The sequence below is a fragment of the Acinetobacter lactucae genome, from assembly GCF_013344765.1.
GTDB lineage: Bacteria > Pseudomonadota > Gammaproteobacteria > Pseudomonadales > Moraxellaceae > Acinetobacter > Acinetobacter lactucae_A.
The window spans coordinates 1-16592 of record NZ_JABVBF010000068.1; the positions used below are offsets into that span (position 1 = coordinate 1).

Sequence of the window (16592 nt, forward strand, 5' to 3'; positions counted from 1 at the left end):
ATATTAAAGTGAATAAAAGTAGGTACAACCGTATCCCAGATATGATCATGTTGCCCATCTACCCCTAAACCAGCTGTTGGCCCTAAGGTTGAGTCAGAAGCTGGCGACCCTGCATCACCTAATGCTGCTGCTGTACCAATAAGTGCAATCGTTGCTAATGGTGAGAAACCAAACTGCACACATAAAGGCACATAAATAACAGCTAATACAGGAACACTTGAGAAAGATGAACCAATACCAATTGTGACAAATAGACCAATACAAAGCATTAAGAAAGCAGCAAGTGCGCGATTATCTCCAATAATCTCGACTACACCATTTACTAACTGATTAATATCACCAGTATGGGTCATGACCGAGGCGAAACCGGCAGCAGAAATCATGATGAAACCTACTAAAGCCATCATACGCATGCCTTGTACAAAGACATCATCAGCATCTTGCCATTTGAAAATTCCGGCAGTAGATAGAACAGCAAAACCGACTAAACCACCTAAAATCATCGAACCTGAATACAGCTGCGCAGCGAGCGTCAAGCCAATTGCGAGCAATGCCATCAAAATTGTTTTCGTTGCAATAACTGGGGCTTGCTCTGCTTCATGCTTTAACTCTTCAGCATCTGCTTTTAGGTCAGCTGTTTGCACTTCTATATTTGCGCGAAGAGGTTTATCTAAATCAATCGTGGTCACAGGCGTAATGTTACGATCTGTATAAATTCTTGGTTTACGATAGCTAATGAATACAGCAACTAATGTGCCTAAAACCATACCTAAAACAGGAATAGCCATGCCAACTGGCATCATTGCTCGATCAACATGTAAGCCATACGCCGCACCAATCTTGTTGATATTTCCCATCAAAATCTGTTCAAGGAAAATTGCACCAAAACCAACCGGAAGAAAAATATAAGTCCCGACTAAACCTAGCGTAAGTACGCAAGCTGCTGCTCGACGGTCTAATTTTAGATGGTTCATTACTTTTAATAGTGGCGGAACCAATACAGGAATAAAGGCAATATGAACCGGAATAAGGTTTTGAGAGAAAATAGCAGAAATTAATAAGATACCTAAGAGTAGATACTTCACTTTAGTCTGACGGCTTTTTCCAGCTTCCATTCCCAATAAACCAATCAATTTATGGGCAAGTAAATCAGGTAATCCAGATTTTGATAGTGCCAGAGCGAATGCCCCTAACACTGCATAAGCAAGTGCAACCTCAGCACCATCACCAAGACCAGCGTTAAAGGCTTCAACGGTCTGAGAAAGGCTTAGACCCGCTACGAGGCCACCCACAATGGCTGAAACCACTAAAGTCAGTACGACAGAAACGCGCGCCAGTGATAATAAGAACATCACTGCAATCGCAATAACGACAGCATTCATGAATAAGTTCAGAGCAAAACAAAAGGCGACATTCTAGCAGATTCATTTCTATGAAGCCGAAAATATCGCCGAATTAACAGTTTTATGCTGTTATTTCACTGTTAAGCTTGAGCTTTAACAAACTCACGAATATGAGTTGCTATTTTCTCAGGCTCACTCAGAATTGCCCAGTGATTTGCATCAAGCTCTACATATTCAAATTTTTCAACCCACTTTGGCATAGCCTCAGTGATGTATTCAGGACTCACAAAAGTATCATATTTTAAAACAACGGCTTTTACTGGGCACTGTGCATAACGTTGACGTGGGTCAGTTAAGCGAGGAATAAAATTGGCACGATATAAATTAATGCCATATTTACCATCAGCATTAATATTATTATTTAGAGGTAAATTATTTTTTCTTTCTAATTGAGTAAGAATTTTCCCCCATTTTTCAGGACTAAAAAGAGACCATACTGTTGGTGCAAGCAGCGGAAGATGAAATGCGCCGATATACCAAGATTTGCTTAATATTTTTAAGATTTGAGCTGGTGAAGACTTAAATTTATCACGTAAAAATAAAGCCGCATGATCAAGACATGGCCCAGAAATGGTTGTGTATGATAATAAACGACCTTTGAATTTAGGCTCGGTTGCAGATTCCCAAGACTGAATTGAACCCCAATCGTGCGCAGCCATATGGAATTGACGATTTGGCAATAACTCATCAACCACTTCTTGGAGATCTAAAGATAAACGCTCTAAACGGTAATCACGTATACGTTTTGGTATAGATGACAAACCTGCTCCACGTACATCGTAGGTGACAATATAAAAGTCATTGATCAAATGCTCAATGATAGATTCCCATACTTCTTGATTGTCAGGATAACCATGTACTAAAACCAACGGTGTATTTTTTTCGTCGCCCCATGTTTTGGCACAAAGCGTTTGTTGATCACTTGTTGTTACTGTATGAACTTTTGGCTGCATAATCATTTCCTATCTTGTTTTTCAATCGATCATGTCGTTAGTCGGATAGAGCATTGCCATCAATATAAAAAAGATGATACTTATCTAGTATGAATACTGTTTCAAAAAAAAAAATTGACTATTATGGCTATTTTAAGAAGACTTCAGAACAATCCTACGATTTCAAAATTTCTATTTAATCACTATCCCCCTTATCGTGGTGCGGGTATTTATATTGAAATCATGAATTTAGAACTTTGCCATGTACGCGTAAAGATGCCACTGACTTGGAAAAACCAAAATTTAGTCGGAACACATTTTGGTGGAAGTCTTTATTCAATGGTTGATCCATTTTATATGATGATTCTTATGCATCATCTCGGATCAAAATATATTGTTTGGGACAAAGCTGCTGAAATTAATTTTCTTTCCCCAGGGCGCAGTACTGTACATGCAGATATTCGAGTCGATTTAGTCGAAATTGAACAAATTCGTGAACTTGCCGAAAACTATGAGCCTGTTCTAAGAACCTATCATCTAAATATTTTCGATGAATCAGGAGTAAGAATTGCAGAGGTGCAAAAAACGCTTTATATCAGACGTAAAAAAGCGAAGCCCTTCCCTCAATAAAAAAATAAGCGCTAAAAAGCGCTTATTTCATGAATCTGCTAAACTTTTATCTTTTTTTCTCTTCAATTGCTGCACCAGCACCACCACCGATCGCGCCACCAATTGCAGCACCAGAGTCACCACCAATCAGTGCCTTACCTACTACAGAACCAATACCAGCACCAATCGCACTCTTAGTCGTTGTCTGTTTACTACCGCCTTGGCTGTTTGAACCAACACCAGCACCTACAGCTGCACCTAAGCCTGCTCCAACACCACCGCCTACATGGTTACCTAAGCCGCCACCTAGTGCACCACCTGCTGCTGCTGCACCAATACGCTGATCAGATGGGCTCATATTTTGGCAGCCAGTAAACACAAGTGTAGACAACATTAACGCAGAAACTAATCCAATTGTTTTTTTCATGGTCATACTCCCAATACCTGTTCTAATAAAAAGAATAATCCCCTTTTATGAGGAATTTGATCAGATTGTGTTATTCATCTGTCCTAATCGATTGATATTTTGTAAAGCCCATCCTTGTGCACTTATTAATCAAAATTTTAATTATAAAAAGACGTAAAAAAGAAGTCTTTAACGACATAAAGACTTCTATGATTTAAAAATTATTGAAGATACTTTTAGTATTTACCTTTCTTCTCTTCATAAGCCGCGCCTGCACTACCACCCAATGCTCCGCCAGCAGCAGCACCACTATCACCACCAATGATTGCCCCACCTAACACGGCACCTAGACCTGCACCAATTGCGCTATTACGTACCGTTTTACTGCTAGATCCTTTTGCATTGGCCGCAACACCGGCACCAAGTGCCGCTCCTAACCCTGCGCCAATATTACCACCCACATGTTTTCCTACAGCACCACCGGCGCCGCCGCCAATCGCAGCTGAACCAATACGTTTACTTTCTGGGCTAGCATTCTGGCAACCCACAAACAGGGTTGTTGACATCAGACCAACACCAACGATCATCATCATTTTTTTCATTAGATTTACTCCAGTCTTCATAAGCAGGTAGCCTAAAGTGTTTTTATGGAGTCTTTATCCTGCTTAAGTAATAAAATAATGGTTCTTTAATATGTTTATGTAATTACAACTTTGAATTGTTAAAAATAAATACAATTAAAAAAGGCACCCTGAGGTGCCTTTTTTAGTGCCAGTCTAAACTTAGAATTGTTCTGAGTTTAATGCTTGGCTGAATGCTTGGTCTACTTCGCTGAAGTCATTGTGAAGCTCATGTTCTGCAGCTTCTGCTTCTTGACGACGACGTTCTAGATGGTATGCAAGACCAGTACCTGCTGGAATCAAGCGACCTACTACAACGTTTTCTTTCAAGCCACGTAAATCATCTTCTTTACCTGTTACAGCCGCTTCAGTTAATACACGAGTTGTTTCCTGGAATGATGCAGCAGAGATGAACGAGTCAGTAGAAAGCGATGCTTTTGTAATACCCATCAATTGACGTTCAAACTTCGCAGGGAACTTGTTCTGAGCCAAGACAGCTTGGTTCTCTTGAACAACGCGGATGTAATCCACTTGCTCACCTTTGATGAAGCTTGTATCACCACCATCAGTGATATCAACTTTACGCAACATTTGACGTACGATAACTTCAATGTGCTTATCGTTGATTTTTACACCTTGGAGACGGTAAACGTCTTGAACTTCGTTCACGATGTAGTTAGTTAATGCAACTTCACCTTTCAAACGCAAGATGTCATGTGGATTTTGTGGACCATCAGAAATAGTCTCACCACGGTTCACATGCTCGCCTTCGAATACGTTGATTTGACGCCATTTTGGAATCAATTCTTCGTAAATCTCAGAACCATCATCAGGAGTAATTACCAAACGGTTTTTACCCTTAGTCTCTTTACCGAAGCTTACAACACCTGATACTTCAGCAAGAATTGCATGCTCTTTTGGTTTACGCGCTTCGAACAAGTCAGCTACACGCGGAAGACCACCGGTAATATCACGAGTACGTGATGTTTCTTGTGGTACACGACCAATAACGTCACCCACACCGATCGTTTCGCCATCACGGACAGTTACGATTGTGTTTTGTGGCAAGAAGTAGAACTGTTCGCCGCCATCTGTTGTATCCAACACGATTGCAGGACGTAAATCTTTACCAGAAGCAGGACGAGCTGTTACAGGCAAGATTTCAACAGTAGTCATACCAGTTGCATCATCGGTTTTCGATGTTGCAGTTACGCCATCAGCGATTTGGCTGAAACGTGCTTTACCAGCAACTTCTGTTACCAATGGATGTGTATGCGGATCCCAAGTCGCTACGATACCGCCAGCTTCTACAGCTTCGCCATCTTTCAACAAGATGCTTGCACCGTAAGGAAGTTTATAGCGCTCACGCTCACGACCCAAATCATCGGCAATACCAATTTCACCTGAACGTGAAACTGAAACCAAGTGACCTTTTGCATGTTGTACAGTTTTCACGTTATGGAAACGTACAGTACCTTTGTTACGGACTTGAACACTGTTCGCAGCAGAAGTTCGGCTCGCAGCACCACCAACGTGGAACGTACGCATCGTTAACTGTGTACCCGGTTCACCAATTGACTGTGCAGCCATTACCCCCACTGACTCACCTGGGTTCACCAAGTGACCACGTGCAAGGTCACGACCATAACAACGAGCACACACACCGAATGTTGATTCACATGCGATTACAGAACGTACTTTAACTTCGTCGACACCAGCTTCTTCAAGCTGAGCTGCGATTTTCTCGTCAATTAACGTACCACGAGGTAATACAACTTCATCATCAGATGCACGACGTACATCTTCAGCAGTTACACGACCTAATACGCGGTCACGTAATGGCTCAATGACATCACCGCCCTGAATGAATGGAGTCATCACTAAACCACCCGCTGTACCACAGTCAGGTTCAGTAATTACCAAGTCTTGCGCTACGTCTACAAGACGACGAGTCAAGTAACCAGAGTTCGCAGTTTTCAATGCTGTATCGGCCAAACCTTTACGCGCACCGTGTGTAGAAATAAAGTACTGAAGTACTGTTAAACCTTCACGGAAGTTCGCTTTAATCGGAGTCTCAATAATCGAGCCATCCGGTTTTGCCATCAAACCACGCATACCAGCAAGCTGACGAATCTGCGCCGCACTACCACGGGCACCAGAGTCAGACATCATATAGATGCTGTTGAATGATTTTTGCTTCTCGTCTTCACCTTGTTTGTTTTTCACAAGTGTATAAGACAAGTTATCCATCATTGCTTTAGCAACTTGGTCGTTTGTACGCGCCCAGATATCGACAACTTTGTTATAACGCTCACCAGCAGTTACGAAACCTTGTTCGAACTGTTGTTCGATTTCACGAACTTCTGTTTCCGCTTTATCAATAATTGTCTGCTTAGTAGGTGGAATGAGCATGTCTTCCATACCTACCGATACACCTGAACGAGTCGCTTGACGGAAGCCCAAGTACATTAATTGGTCAGCGAAGATAACTGTATCTTTCAAACCAAGTTTACGATAGCAAGAGTTGATCAATTTAGAGATATTCTTTTTAGTCATCTCAAGGTTGATCATGTCAAAGCTTAAGCCTTGTGGAACAATTTCCCAAAGCAAACAACGACCAGGAGTTGTATCAACAATAATAGTTTGGTGTTCACGCTCACCATTTTCATTGATAACAGTTTGATGTACACGTACTTTAACACGTGCATGGATCGCAACCTGACCAGTAGCAAGTGCACGGTTTACTTCGTGAGTATCCGCAAACACCATGCCTTCACCTTTGGCATTTACAGCATCACGTGTGATGTAGTAAAGACCCAAGACAACGTCCTGAGAAGGTACGATGATCGGCTCACCGTTTGCTGGTGACAAGATGTTGTTTGTTGACATCATCAATGCACGAGCTTCTAACTGTGCTTCAAGTGTCAATGGAACGTGTACCGCCATTTGGTCACCATCGAAGTCGGCGTTAAACGCAGCACAAACGAGTGGGTGAAGACGGATTGCCTTACCTTCAATAAGAATAGGTTCAAATGCTTGAAGACCTAAACGGTGAAGTGTTGGCGCACGGTTCAACATTACTGGGTGTTGACGAATTACAGAAGCAAGAACGTCCCAAACTTCCGGAGTCTCACGCTCAACCATTTTCTTCGCAGCTTTAATGGTAGTCGCCTGACCTGAAGCTTGTAGTTTCGCGAAAATGAATGGCTTGAATAATTCAAGTGCCATTTTCTTCGGTAGACCACATTGGTGAAGACGTAAAGTAGGACCTACAGTAATTACCGAACGACCCGAATAGTCAACACGCTTACCTAATAAGTTCTGACGGAAACGACCTTGTTTACCTTTGATCATATCTGCCAAAGATTTTAATGGACGTTTGTTAGAACCAGTAATTGCACGACCACGACGACCGTTATCAAGCAATGCATCTACAGACTCTTGTAACATACGTTTTTCGTTACGTACGATGATATCTGGAGCAGCAAGGTCAAGAAGACGCTTCAAACGGTTATTACGGTTAATGACACGACGATATAAATCGTTCAAGTCAGAAGTCGCGAAACGACCACCTTCAAGTGGAACTAATGGACGTAAATCAGGTGGAAGTACAGGAAGTACATTCATCACCATCCATTCTGGCTTGTTGTTTGAATCTTTGAATGCTTCCATCAATTTCAAGCGTTTAGACGCTTTTTTCAACTTTGTTTCAGAAGTTGTTTGAGGGATTTCTTCACGTAAACGTGCGATTTCAGCTTCAAGATCGATATCTTTCAACAAGTCCTGAACCGCTTCTGCACCCATTTTCGCAGTGAATTCATCACCGTGTTCTTCAAGTGCATTGAAGTACTCTTCGTCTGTTAAAAGTTGATACTTTTCAAACGGAGTCATACCAGGGTCAGTTACAACGTATGATTCGAAATACAATACACGTTCGATATCACGCAGTGTCATATCAAGCAATAAACCGATACGGCTCGGTAACGATTTTAAGAACCAGATATGTGCAACTGGAGAAGCAAGTTCAATGTGACCCATACGTTCACGACGAACTTTCGCTGTAGTTACTTCAACGCCACATTTTTCACAAATGACGCCTTTGTATTTCATACGCTTGTATTTACCACACAAGCATTCGTAATCTTTTACTGGACCAAAGATTTTGGCACAGAACAAACCGTCACGTTCTGGTTTAAAAGTACGGTAGTTAATTGTCTCAGGTTTTTTAACTTCACCATGAGACCATGACTTAATCATTTCTGGTGACGCAAGACCAATACGGATACGGTCAAACTCAATTGGTGCATGACCATCTGAGTCCGTTTTCTTACGCATGATATCGAGCAAGTCTTTCAATTTTTTTCTCCGTGTGTCGGGAAGCAATGCTTACCCGACTGGGTCACAAATATTGTTTTTACCTAAAAAATCGTGAGTCTTACGACTTAATCACCATTTTTCAGTTCAATGTTGATACCTAAAGAACGGATCTCTTTGGTCAATACGTTGAACGATTCAGGCATACCCGGATCCATATAATGGTTACCATCTACAATATTCTTATAGATGCGTGTACGACCTTCAACGTCATCCGACTTAACAGTTAACATCTCTTGGAGAGTATATGCTGCGCCGTAAGCTTCGAGTGCCCAGACCTCCATCTCACCGAAACGCTGACCACCGAATTGTGCTTTACCACCAAGCGGTTGCTGTGTAACAAGAGAGTAAGAACCAGTTGAACGCGCATGCATTTTGTCATCAACCAAGTGGTTCAATTTGAGCATGTACATGTAACCCACAGTTACAGGACGATCAAACTGTTCACCAGTACGGCCATCAAACAATACTGTTTGACCAGTACGAGAGATACCAGCTAACTCAAGTAAGTCTTTAATTTGACCTTCTTCGGCACCATCAAATACAGGAGTAGCCAAAGGCACACCTGCACGTAAGTTGCCTGAAAGAGCTAAGACTTCAGCATCAGTTAAGCTGTCAAGATCTTCTTGCTCACCACCGACTTTGTTATAAATCTTGTCTAAGAATTCACGCAGTTCTAAAACTGTACGCTGTTCTTTCAACATTTTTTCGATTTTATCACCAAGCCCTTTAGCCGCCATACCCAAGTGAGTCTCAAGAATCTGACCCACGTTCATACGAGATGGTACGCCCAACGGGTTCAATACGATATCTACTGGTACACCGTTAGCATCGTGTGGCATGTCTTCAACAGGTAGGATGTTAGATACAACACCTTTGTTACCGTGACGACCAGCCATCTTATCACCAGGCTGAATACGACGTTTAACAGCTAAGTAAACTTTAACAACTTTCAATACGCCAGTTGTTAATTCATCACCTGTTGCAAGCTTACGTTTCTTCTCAGCGAATTTCTCATCAATTTCTGCGCTCTTTTCTTTTAAGAACACTTGAATTTGAGTTAAACGCTCAGCGATTGCTTCATCTGCCGGTTGAATTTCAAGTAAATCAACAAGCTCTAAACCAGATAACACTTCTTCAACGAGTTTGTCACCACGTTTAGTTGAACCACCGCCATTAGACTCTTGGCCTTTAAGCAAACGAATTACACGCTCACGAGCTGCTTCTTCAAAGATCTTGTATTCTTCTTTCAAGTCTTTACGGTAAGCATCAAGTTGTGCTTTTTCGATCGCCAATGCACGGTCATCTTTCTCTAAGCCATCACGAGTGAAGACTTGAACGTCGATAACTGTACCTTTAGTACCAGATGGAACACGTAAAGATGAATCTTTAACATCAGCTGCTTTCTCACCAAAGATTGCGCGAAGCAATTTTTCTTCAGGAGTTAACTGAGTTTCACCTTTAGGCGTTACTTTCCCAACGAGGATGTCACCTGCTGTAACTTCAGCACCGATATAAACGATACCTGATTCATCAAGTTTAGAAAGTGCAGCTTCACCAACGTTAGGAATATCGGCAGTAATTTCTTCCGCACCTAACTTAGTATCACGCGCTACACAAGATAATTCTTGAATATGAATAGAAGTTAAACGGTCTTCTTGAAGTACACGCTCAGATAATAAGATCGAGTCTTCATAGTTGTAACCATTCCAAGTCATGAACGCAACGCGCATGTTTTGACCAAGCGCAAGCTCACCCATATCTGTAGACGGACCGTCTGCCAAGATATCACCGCGAGCAACTTTGTCGCCTAAATTCACGATAATATTTTGGTTAATACAAGTGTTCTGGTTAGAACGCGTATATTTAATGAGGTTGTAGATATCTACACCAGCCTCACCAGCAATCATTTCATCTTCGTTTACACGAATAACGATACGAGAAGCATCTACGTATTCAATTGCACCACCACGGTTTGCGATCACACACACACCTGAGTCACGTGCAACGTTCGCTTCCATACCTGTACCTACAAGCGGTTTATCCGCACGTAAAGTAGGAACTGCCTGACGTTGCATGTTTGAACCCATAAGCGCACGGTTCGCGTCATCGTGTTCCAGGAATGGAATAAGTGATGCAGCAACAGATACAACCTGCTGAGCAGAAACGTCCATATGCGTCACTTTTTCTGGTGGCATACGCACGAATTCACCTTGATGACGAACAGAAACAAATTCTTCTGTTAAGTTGCCATCTTTATCTACTGCAGAATCGGCCTGTGCAATAACAGTACCTACTTCTTCAATAGCAGAAAGGTATTCAACAGCATCAGTTACTCGACCATCTACCACTTTACGGTAAGGTGTTTCCAAGAAACCGAAGTCATTTGCTTTTGCATATACTGAAAGCGAGTTGATCAAACCAATGTTTGGACCTTCCGGCGTTTCAATTGGACATACACGACCATAATGAGTTTGATGTACGTCACGTACCTCAAAGCCCGCACGTTCACGTGTTAAACCACCAGGCCCAAGCGCTGATACACGACGCTTATGGGTAATCTCAGATAATGGGTTGTTTTGGTCCATGAACTGAGATAATTGGCTTGAACCAAAGAATTCTTTGATTGCAGCTGCAACTGGTTTAGCGTTAATTAAATCTTGCGGAGACAAGTTATCTGTTTCTGCTTGGCTTAAACGCTCTTTAACAGCACGTTCAACACGAACCAAACCAACACGGAATTGGTTTTCAGTCATTTCACCAACAGAACGTACACGACGGTTACCCAAGTGATCGATATCATCGACTTCACCTTTACCGTTACGGATTTCAACTAATGTACGTAATACATCAATGATATCTTCGTGCGATAAAATACCTTCTACTTCACGCGACTTCTGGTCAGTACCAACTTCGTATGGACGGCCCAAACGACGGTTGAACTTCATACGACCTACTGGAGATAAGTCATAACGCTCAGAAGAGAAGAATAAGTTATTGAATAAATTTTCAGCAGCTTCTTTTGTTGGCGGCTCGCCTGGACGCATTACTTTATAAATTTCAACTAATGCTTCTTCACGGCCAGCTGTTGTATCTGCACGTAATGTGTCAGCAACAAACGAACCACGATCAATATCGTTCGTAAACAAGATATTGAACTGCTTAACACCACCTTCTGCTAGTTTCACCATAACTTCATGGCTTAACAAAGTATTAGCAGCAATTACTTCACCATCACGTAAAGTAATATTTTCAGCAGTGATACGCTCATATAAGTATTCATCAGGAACTGAAAGTTTTGTTAAACCAGCAGCTTCCATTTGGCGTACATGACGAGCATTAATACGTTTACCTTGCTCAACAATAACTTTACCGTCATTGTCAGCAATATCAAATTGCGCCATTTCCCCACGTAAACGTTCAGGTACTAGGTCAATCTGGTAACTGCCCATATCAAGATACACAGGTACTTTTTCATAGAACAAGTCCAAGATTTGTTCATTGTTATAACCTAATGCACGTAACACAACAGTAGCAAGTAATTTACGACGACGGTCAATACGTACGTAAACTAAGTCTTTCGCATCAAATTCGAAGTCTAACCATGAACCACGGTAAGGAATGATACGTGCTGAATACAACACTTTACCACTTGAGTGAGTTTTACCTTTATCGTGATCAAAGAAAACGCCTGGTGAACGGTGTAATTGAGATACGATTACACGTTCAGTACCATTAATGACGAATGTGCCGTTTTCAGTCATGAGTGGAATTTCACCCATATAGACTTCTTGTTCTCGTACGTCTTTAATTGATTTAGTTTCGCGATCTTTAATAATCAAACGAATTTTAACGCGCATTGGTGCCGCATAAGTCGAACCACGAAGAATACATTCGCGTACATCGAACTCAGGTTTACCAAGGCTATACTCAACAAATTCTAAAGCAGCATTGCCAGAATAACTTTCGATAGGAAAAACTGAACGAAATGCGGCTTGGAGACCGATATCTTCGCGGTTTTTTGGAGTTTTGCCATCTTGCAAGAATGTTCTGTACGAATCGACCTGAATCGAGAGTAAGTACGGTGCATCCATTACTTGGGGCAATTTACCAAAATTCTTACGGATCCGTTTCTTTTCGGTATATGAGTATGCCATCTGGAGTCCTCGGAAAGTAAACTAAGCCCGCCTGCAGAACGGGCTCAGAAGGAATTACGCAGGCCGATATGGCCACCACTGTTTACAAATGCTGCAATTTTTAGTGGTATAAAAACGCTTAACAATATTTTTAAAAAAGAAAAATATTGGTAAACATTTGAAATTACTTGTTTTATTCCGACTTTCTCAAAAATAAAACAAAACTAACAAAAATCGAGCCGATTATTGTAACGCAAAAAGGCTGATGACCCAAGAGCCATCAGCCATTTTATGGAGCCGATTTAAAAACCGACTCCTTTTACAATTACTTAAGTGTAACTGTAGCACCAGCTTCTTCAAGTTTCTTCTTAAGTTCTTCGCCTTCTTCTTTAGAAACGCCTTCTTTAAGAACTTGAGGAGCACCTTCAACTAGGTCTTTAGCTTCTTTAAGACCAAGGCCAGTTGCTTCACGAACTGCTTTAATTACAGCTACTTTGTTAGCACCGAAAGAAGTCAACTCAACGTTGAATTCAGTTTGTTCTTCAGCAGCAGCAGCAGCGCCACCAGCTGGAGCAGCAACAGCAACAGCTGCAGCTGAAACGTTGAATTTCTCTTCGAAAGCAGAAATTAATTCAACAAGTTCAAGAACAGTTTTTTCAGCAACTGCGTTTAAGATTTCTTCGTTAGTTAAAGCCATGAGAATAACTCCAAATGGATATTGAATGGTGTGTAAAATTGATTAAGCAGCTTCTGACTCGTTTTTCTCTTTGAGCGCTGTAATAAGGCGACCCAATTTCGAAATAGGAGCTTGAAGGACAGAGGCAAGCATAGTAAGAGCTTTCTCTTGGTTCGGAAGGTTTGCAATTACGCTAACGTCAGCACCTTGATAAACTTTGCCGTCAAATGCAGCAGCTTTTAACTCAAATGCTTTGTTAGTTTTAGCAAAATCTTCGAACAAACGTGCAGCTGCACCCATGTCATCTTCAGAAGTTGAAAAACCTAGAATTGTTGGACCAACAAGGTTGTCGTTCAAGATATTGAATTGAGTATCTTGAAGTGCGCGTTTAGCCAAAGTGTTACGTACAATACGTGTAGAAACACCTAACTTACGAGCTTCAACACGAAGTGTTGTTAATTGCTCTACGCTTAAGCCTTGGTAGTCAGCAACAACGGCTGCAAACGCCTTAGAAGCAACTTCACTTACTTCCGCAACGATCTGTTTTTTGTCTTCAATAAGAAGAGCCATTGTAAAACCTCCTAAGGTGATTTATGTACCCAATGGGCACACTCCCAATTCGTAAGCCTCTCGACTTACACGCGGAGGAGGAACAAATCACACCACCGCGTCTACGCAGGCTGGTTTATTAAGAAAAGTGCTATTCGAAAACAACATCTTTTCGCCTGAGGTCTTTGACGCTGATAAATTCTCATTTATCAATTCAAAGTCCGCCTGATGAGTAAGGGATAAAGCTTTGCTACACCCCACCTAATAAAAAATATTTTTATTTAGGCTCTGTCCTCAATCAGGACTTTAAAATTCTTTACTAAGTCTAAACTTAGTTAGAAACGTTGTTTACATCAACAGTAAGACCAGGACCCATAGTTGAGCTCAAAGTGATCTTTTTGATGTATACACCTTTAGAAGTTGCAGGTTTTAACTTTTTCAAGTCAGCAACTAAAGTTTCAACGTTTTGACGGATAGCAGCAGCATCAAAGCCTAATTGACCGATCGCAGCATGGATAATACCCGCTTTGTCTACACGGTAACGAGCCTGACCAGATTTAGCGTTTTTAACAGCATTCGCTACATCAGGAGTTACAGTACCAACTTTAGGGTTTGGCATTAAACCACGTGGACCAAGAATTGTACCAAGCTTACCAACAACACGCATAGCGTCAGGAGCAGCGATTACAACATCAAAGTCAAGGTTTCCACCTTGGATGCTTTCAGCAAGGTCATCAAAACCTACAACATCAGCACCAGCTTCTTTAGCAGCTTCTGCTTGAGCGCCTTGAGCAAATACAGCTACACGTACAGTTTTACCAGTACCTGCAGGTAATGTAGTTGCGCCACGAACAACCTGATCAGATTTACGTGGATCTACACCAAGGTTTACAGCTACATCCAAAGATTCTTTGAACTTTGCAGCAGGTAGGCTGTTAAGAACTTGTACCGCTTCTTCCAAAGTGTAAACTTTGTTTGCTTCAACAGCAGCAGCAATGGCTTTTTGACGTTTAGTTAACTTTGCCATGTCTTATAGCTCCACTTCCAAGCCCATAGAACGTGCAGAACCAGCGATGGTACGAACACGTGCGTCTAAATCAGCACCAGTTAAATCCGGTTCTTTAGTAGTCGCAATTTCTTCTAACTGAGCACGAGTCAACTTACCAACTTTAGTTTTGTTTGGTACAGAAGAACCCTTTTGAATACCAGCAGCTTTCTTAAGAAGAATAGAAGCTGGAGGAGTTTTCATGATGAATGTGAACGACTTGTCGTTGTACACAGTAATCACTACAGGAATTGGAAGACCTGGTTCAACTTTTTGTGTAGCAGCATTGAATTCTTTACAGAATGCCATGATGTTCACACCACGTTGACCTAACGCAGGACCAATTGGTGGAGATGGATTTGCTTTACCAGCTGGAACTTGCAGCTTGATATAGCCGTCAATCTTCTTAGCCATTTTAAAATACCTCTGGGTACAAACGCCGCTAGGCTCCCCAATCTTTACGCAACACTACTGTTACAACAACAATGCCCGATAAAATCGGGCGCTTTTCAACCAATTGAGATTAAATCGTTTTTTCGACTTGGCGAAACTCGAGTTCAACCTGAGTTGGTCGATTAAATACATTAATCGTCAACGTTAAACGTGACTTATCGTATTGAACTTCTTCCACCACACCTTTAAAGTCTGTGAATGGACCGTCAATAACAAGTAATTCTTCACCTGGCTCAAACATCGTTTTAGGACGTGGTGCTTCACCAGTATTACGTACACGCGCAAGAATCGCATCTGCTTCACGCTGAGTGATTGGTGCTGGTTTTTCAGGTGTACCACCGATAAAACCTAGAACCTTTGGACATTCCTTAACAATATGCCAAGTATCATCATTCATTTCCATTTCGACTAACACATAGCCAGGAAAGAATTTACGCTCAGATTTACGTTTCTTACCATCCTTCATTTCCACCACTTCTTCGGTAGGAACAAGGACATCACCAAAGCTATCAGCAACAGCGCTACGCTGGATTCGTTCTGTAAGTGAACGCAACACTTGTTTTTCATAGCCAGAGTAGGCATGAATAATGTACCAACGTTTCATAGCTCTTTTACCCGATAATCAACTTAATTAACCAACCCAAACCATAGTCAAAGCACCATAAAACCAATGATGCAACAACTACAACCAATAGAACCTGCCACGAAGTAGTGACTGTTTCTTGTTTTGTTGGCCAAGTTACTCGACGCAATTCGACTCGTGCATCTTTTAGCAAACGAACGAAGCCTTTACCTTGATGGGTGGCGTATAATAAACCTAAAGCCACAACGATACAAGCAAAAATTGCCCCAACGCGCACCCAAACATTATTTGCAGGTGCCCAATACGCTGGCAAATGCTGATTCACCATGGTAGCTAAAAGCAACAATGCTATTGCAATCACCCATAGAACAATATCTAAAGGCGAACCAGAACGAACAACTTCAGCAGAATTATTTCTTTGAGGAATTGGCGCGTCGCTCAATGCGTCACGCGATTTATCATTCGACATTTTTGTACTCGTCGTAGAACTCGCGACTTATTATATGAACAACTAAGCCAGCATCAAGCTTTTATTTCAAAATATGGCAGGTCAGGAGGGACTCGAACCCCCAACATTCGGTTTTGGAGACCGACGCTCTACCAATTGAACTACTGACCTATAATGCAAGTTGAGAGCCAAAGCCCTCAACCTGAGACGTAATCCGTCACTATAATATGCTTATGCAGTTACTTTCGCAACAACACCAGCACCTACAGTACGACCACCTTCACGGATCGCAAAACGTAGACCTGGGTCCATTGCGATTGGGTGGATTAATTCTACTGACATTTCAACGTTGTCGCCT

Annotated in this window: 13 protein-coding genes, 1 tRNA gene and 1 pseudogene; 1 reads left to right on the forward strand and 14 read right to left on the reverse strand. The window is 41.7% G+C overall.

All coding sequences use genetic code 11. The annotated features are described in order from the left end of the window. Both HUN22_RS08825 and HUN22_RS08830 read right to left on the reverse strand, forming a co-directional pair. Positions 1 to 1382: Na+/H+ antiporter family protein (locus HUN22_RS08825; protein ID WP_174728220.1), on the reverse strand; the 1382-nt coding region annotated here is incomplete at its 3' end. A gap of 101 nt (positions 1383 to 1483) precedes the next feature. Further along, the gene (locus HUN22_RS08830; RefSeq protein WP_174728223.1) at positions 1484 to 2362 is read right to left on the reverse strand and encodes an alpha/beta fold hydrolase; all 879 of its coding nucleotides are present in this window, start codon (positions 2360 to 2362) and stop codon (positions 1484 to 1486) included. A 117-nt stretch (positions 2363 to 2479) separates the two neighbouring features. Here HUN22_RS08830 and HUN22_RS08835 point away from each other — a divergent pair, with 117 nt between their 5' ends. Then, positions 2480 to 2965, forward strand: coding sequence for a DUF4442 domain-containing protein (locus tag HUN22_RS08835; protein WP_174728225.1), 486 nt, complete (start codon positions 2480 to 2482; stop codon positions 2963 to 2965). A gap of 46 nt (positions 2966 to 3011) precedes the next feature. Here HUN22_RS08835 and HUN22_RS08840 read toward each other — a convergent pair whose 3' ends face one another. The 12 genes and pseudogenes from HUN22_RS08840 to HUN22_RS08895 all read right to left on the reverse strand — a co-directional run. Continuing rightward, a complete protein-coding gene (locus HUN22_RS08840) occupies positions 3012 to 3371 on the reverse strand; it encodes a DNA transfer protein p32 (RefSeq protein WP_174728227.1) in 360 nt (119 codons plus the stop codon). Between the two features lie 215 nt (positions 3372 to 3586). After that, complete coding sequence (locus HUN22_RS08845; RefSeq protein ID WP_174728230.1) at positions 3587 to 3952, reverse strand: DNA transfer protein p32; 366 nt, start codon at positions 3950 to 3952, stop codon at positions 3587 to 3589. A gap of 180 nt (positions 3953 to 4132) precedes the next feature. Continuing rightward, positions 4133 to 8326, reverse strand: a complete 4194-nt coding sequence (gene rpoC / locus HUN22_RS08850; protein ID WP_025470536.1) for a DNA-directed RNA polymerase subunit beta' — start codon at positions 8324 to 8326, stop codon at positions 4133 to 4135. 86 nt (positions 8327 to 8412) lie between these two features. Beyond that, positions 8413 to 12501: a DNA-directed RNA polymerase subunit beta gene (gene rpoB, locus HUN22_RS08855; protein WP_174728234.1), complete on the reverse strand. Its 4089-nt coding sequence runs from the start codon at positions 12499 to 12501 to the stop codon at positions 8413 to 8415. A 304-nt stretch (positions 12502 to 12805) separates the two neighbouring features. Then, positions 12806 to 13177, reverse strand: coding sequence for a 50S ribosomal protein L7/L12 (gene rplL, locus HUN22_RS08860; protein WP_174728237.1), 372 nt, complete (start codon positions 13175 to 13177; stop codon positions 12806 to 12808). A 42-nt stretch (positions 13178 to 13219) separates the two neighbouring features. Continuing rightward, positions 13220 to 13726, reverse strand: a complete 507-nt coding sequence (rplJ, locus tag HUN22_RS08865; RefSeq protein WP_002115099.1) for a 50S ribosomal protein L10 — start codon at positions 13724 to 13726, stop codon at positions 13220 to 13222. 310 nt (positions 13727 to 14036) lie between these two features. Next, on the reverse strand, positions 14037 to 14732 hold the full coding sequence (gene rplA, locus HUN22_RS08870; protein ID WP_005065788.1) for a 50S ribosomal protein L1: 696 nt from the start codon (positions 14730 to 14732) through the stop codon (positions 14037 to 14039). A gap of 3 nt (positions 14733 to 14735) precedes the next feature. After that, the gene (rplK, locus tag HUN22_RS08875; RefSeq protein ID WP_001074682.1) at positions 14736 to 15164 is read right to left on the reverse strand and encodes a 50S ribosomal protein L11; all 429 of its coding nucleotides are present in this window, start codon (positions 15162 to 15164) and stop codon (positions 14736 to 14738) included. A 109-nt stretch (positions 15165 to 15273) separates the two neighbouring features. Beyond that, positions 15274 to 15807, reverse strand: a complete 534-nt coding sequence (nusG, locus tag HUN22_RS08880; RefSeq protein WP_016142418.1) for a transcription termination/antitermination protein NusG — start codon at positions 15805 to 15807, stop codon at positions 15274 to 15276. 7 nt (positions 15808 to 15814) lie between these two features. Next, positions 15815 to 16255 (reverse strand): preprotein translocase subunit SecE, encoded by a 441-nt coding sequence (secE, locus tag HUN22_RS08885; protein WP_002114837.1) that lies wholly within the window; start codon positions 16253 to 16255, stop codon positions 15815 to 15817. A gap of 74 nt (positions 16256 to 16329) precedes the next feature. Beyond that, a tRNA-Trp gene (locus HUN22_RS08890) sits at positions 16330 to 16405 on the reverse strand. Positions 16406 to 16465: 60 nt separating this feature from the next. After that, positions 16466 to 16592, reverse strand: a pseudogene (locus tag HUN22_RS08895) (hypothetical protein); the annotation flags it as partial.

Coding starts and splice junctions, on each gene's coding strand:
- HUN22_RS08830 (WP_174728223.1), bottom strand. CDS start 2,362: ATGATTATGCAGCCAAAAGTTCATACAGTAACAACAAGTGATCAACAA.
- HUN22_RS08835 (WP_174728225.1), top strand. CDS start 2,480: ATGGCTATTTTAAGAAGACTTCAGAACAATCCTACGATTTCAAAATTT.
- HUN22_RS08840 (WP_174728227.1), bottom strand. CDS start 3,371: ATGAAAAAAACAATTGGATTAGTTTCTGCGTTAATGTTGTCTACACTT.
- HUN22_RS08845 (WP_174728230.1), bottom strand. CDS start 3,952: ATGAAAAAAATGATGATGATCGTTGGTGTTGGTCTGATGTCAACAACC.
- rpoB (WP_174728234.1), bottom strand. CDS start 12,501: ATGGCATACTCATATACCGAAAAGAAACGGATCCGTAAGAATTTTGGT.
- rplL (WP_174728237.1), bottom strand. CDS start 13,177: ATGGCTTTAACTAACGAAGAAATCTTAAACGCAGTTGCTGAAAAAACT.
- rplJ (WP_002115099.1), bottom strand. CDS start 13,726: ATGGCTCTTCTTATTGAAGACAAAAAACAGATCGTTGCGGAAGTAAGT.
- rplA (WP_005065788.1), bottom strand. CDS start 14,732: ATGGCAAAGTTAACTAAACGTCAAAAAGCCATTGCTGCTGCTGTTGAA.
- rplK (WP_001074682.1), bottom strand. CDS start 15,164: ATGGCTAAGAAGATTGACGGCTATATCAAGCTGCAAGTTCCAGCTGGT.
- nusG (WP_016142418.1), bottom strand. CDS start 15,807: ATGAAACGTTGGTACATTATTCATGCCTACTCTGGCTATGAAAAACAA.
- secE (WP_002114837.1), bottom strand. CDS start 16,255: ATGTCGAATGATAAATCGCGTGACGCATTGAGCGACGCGCCAATTCCT.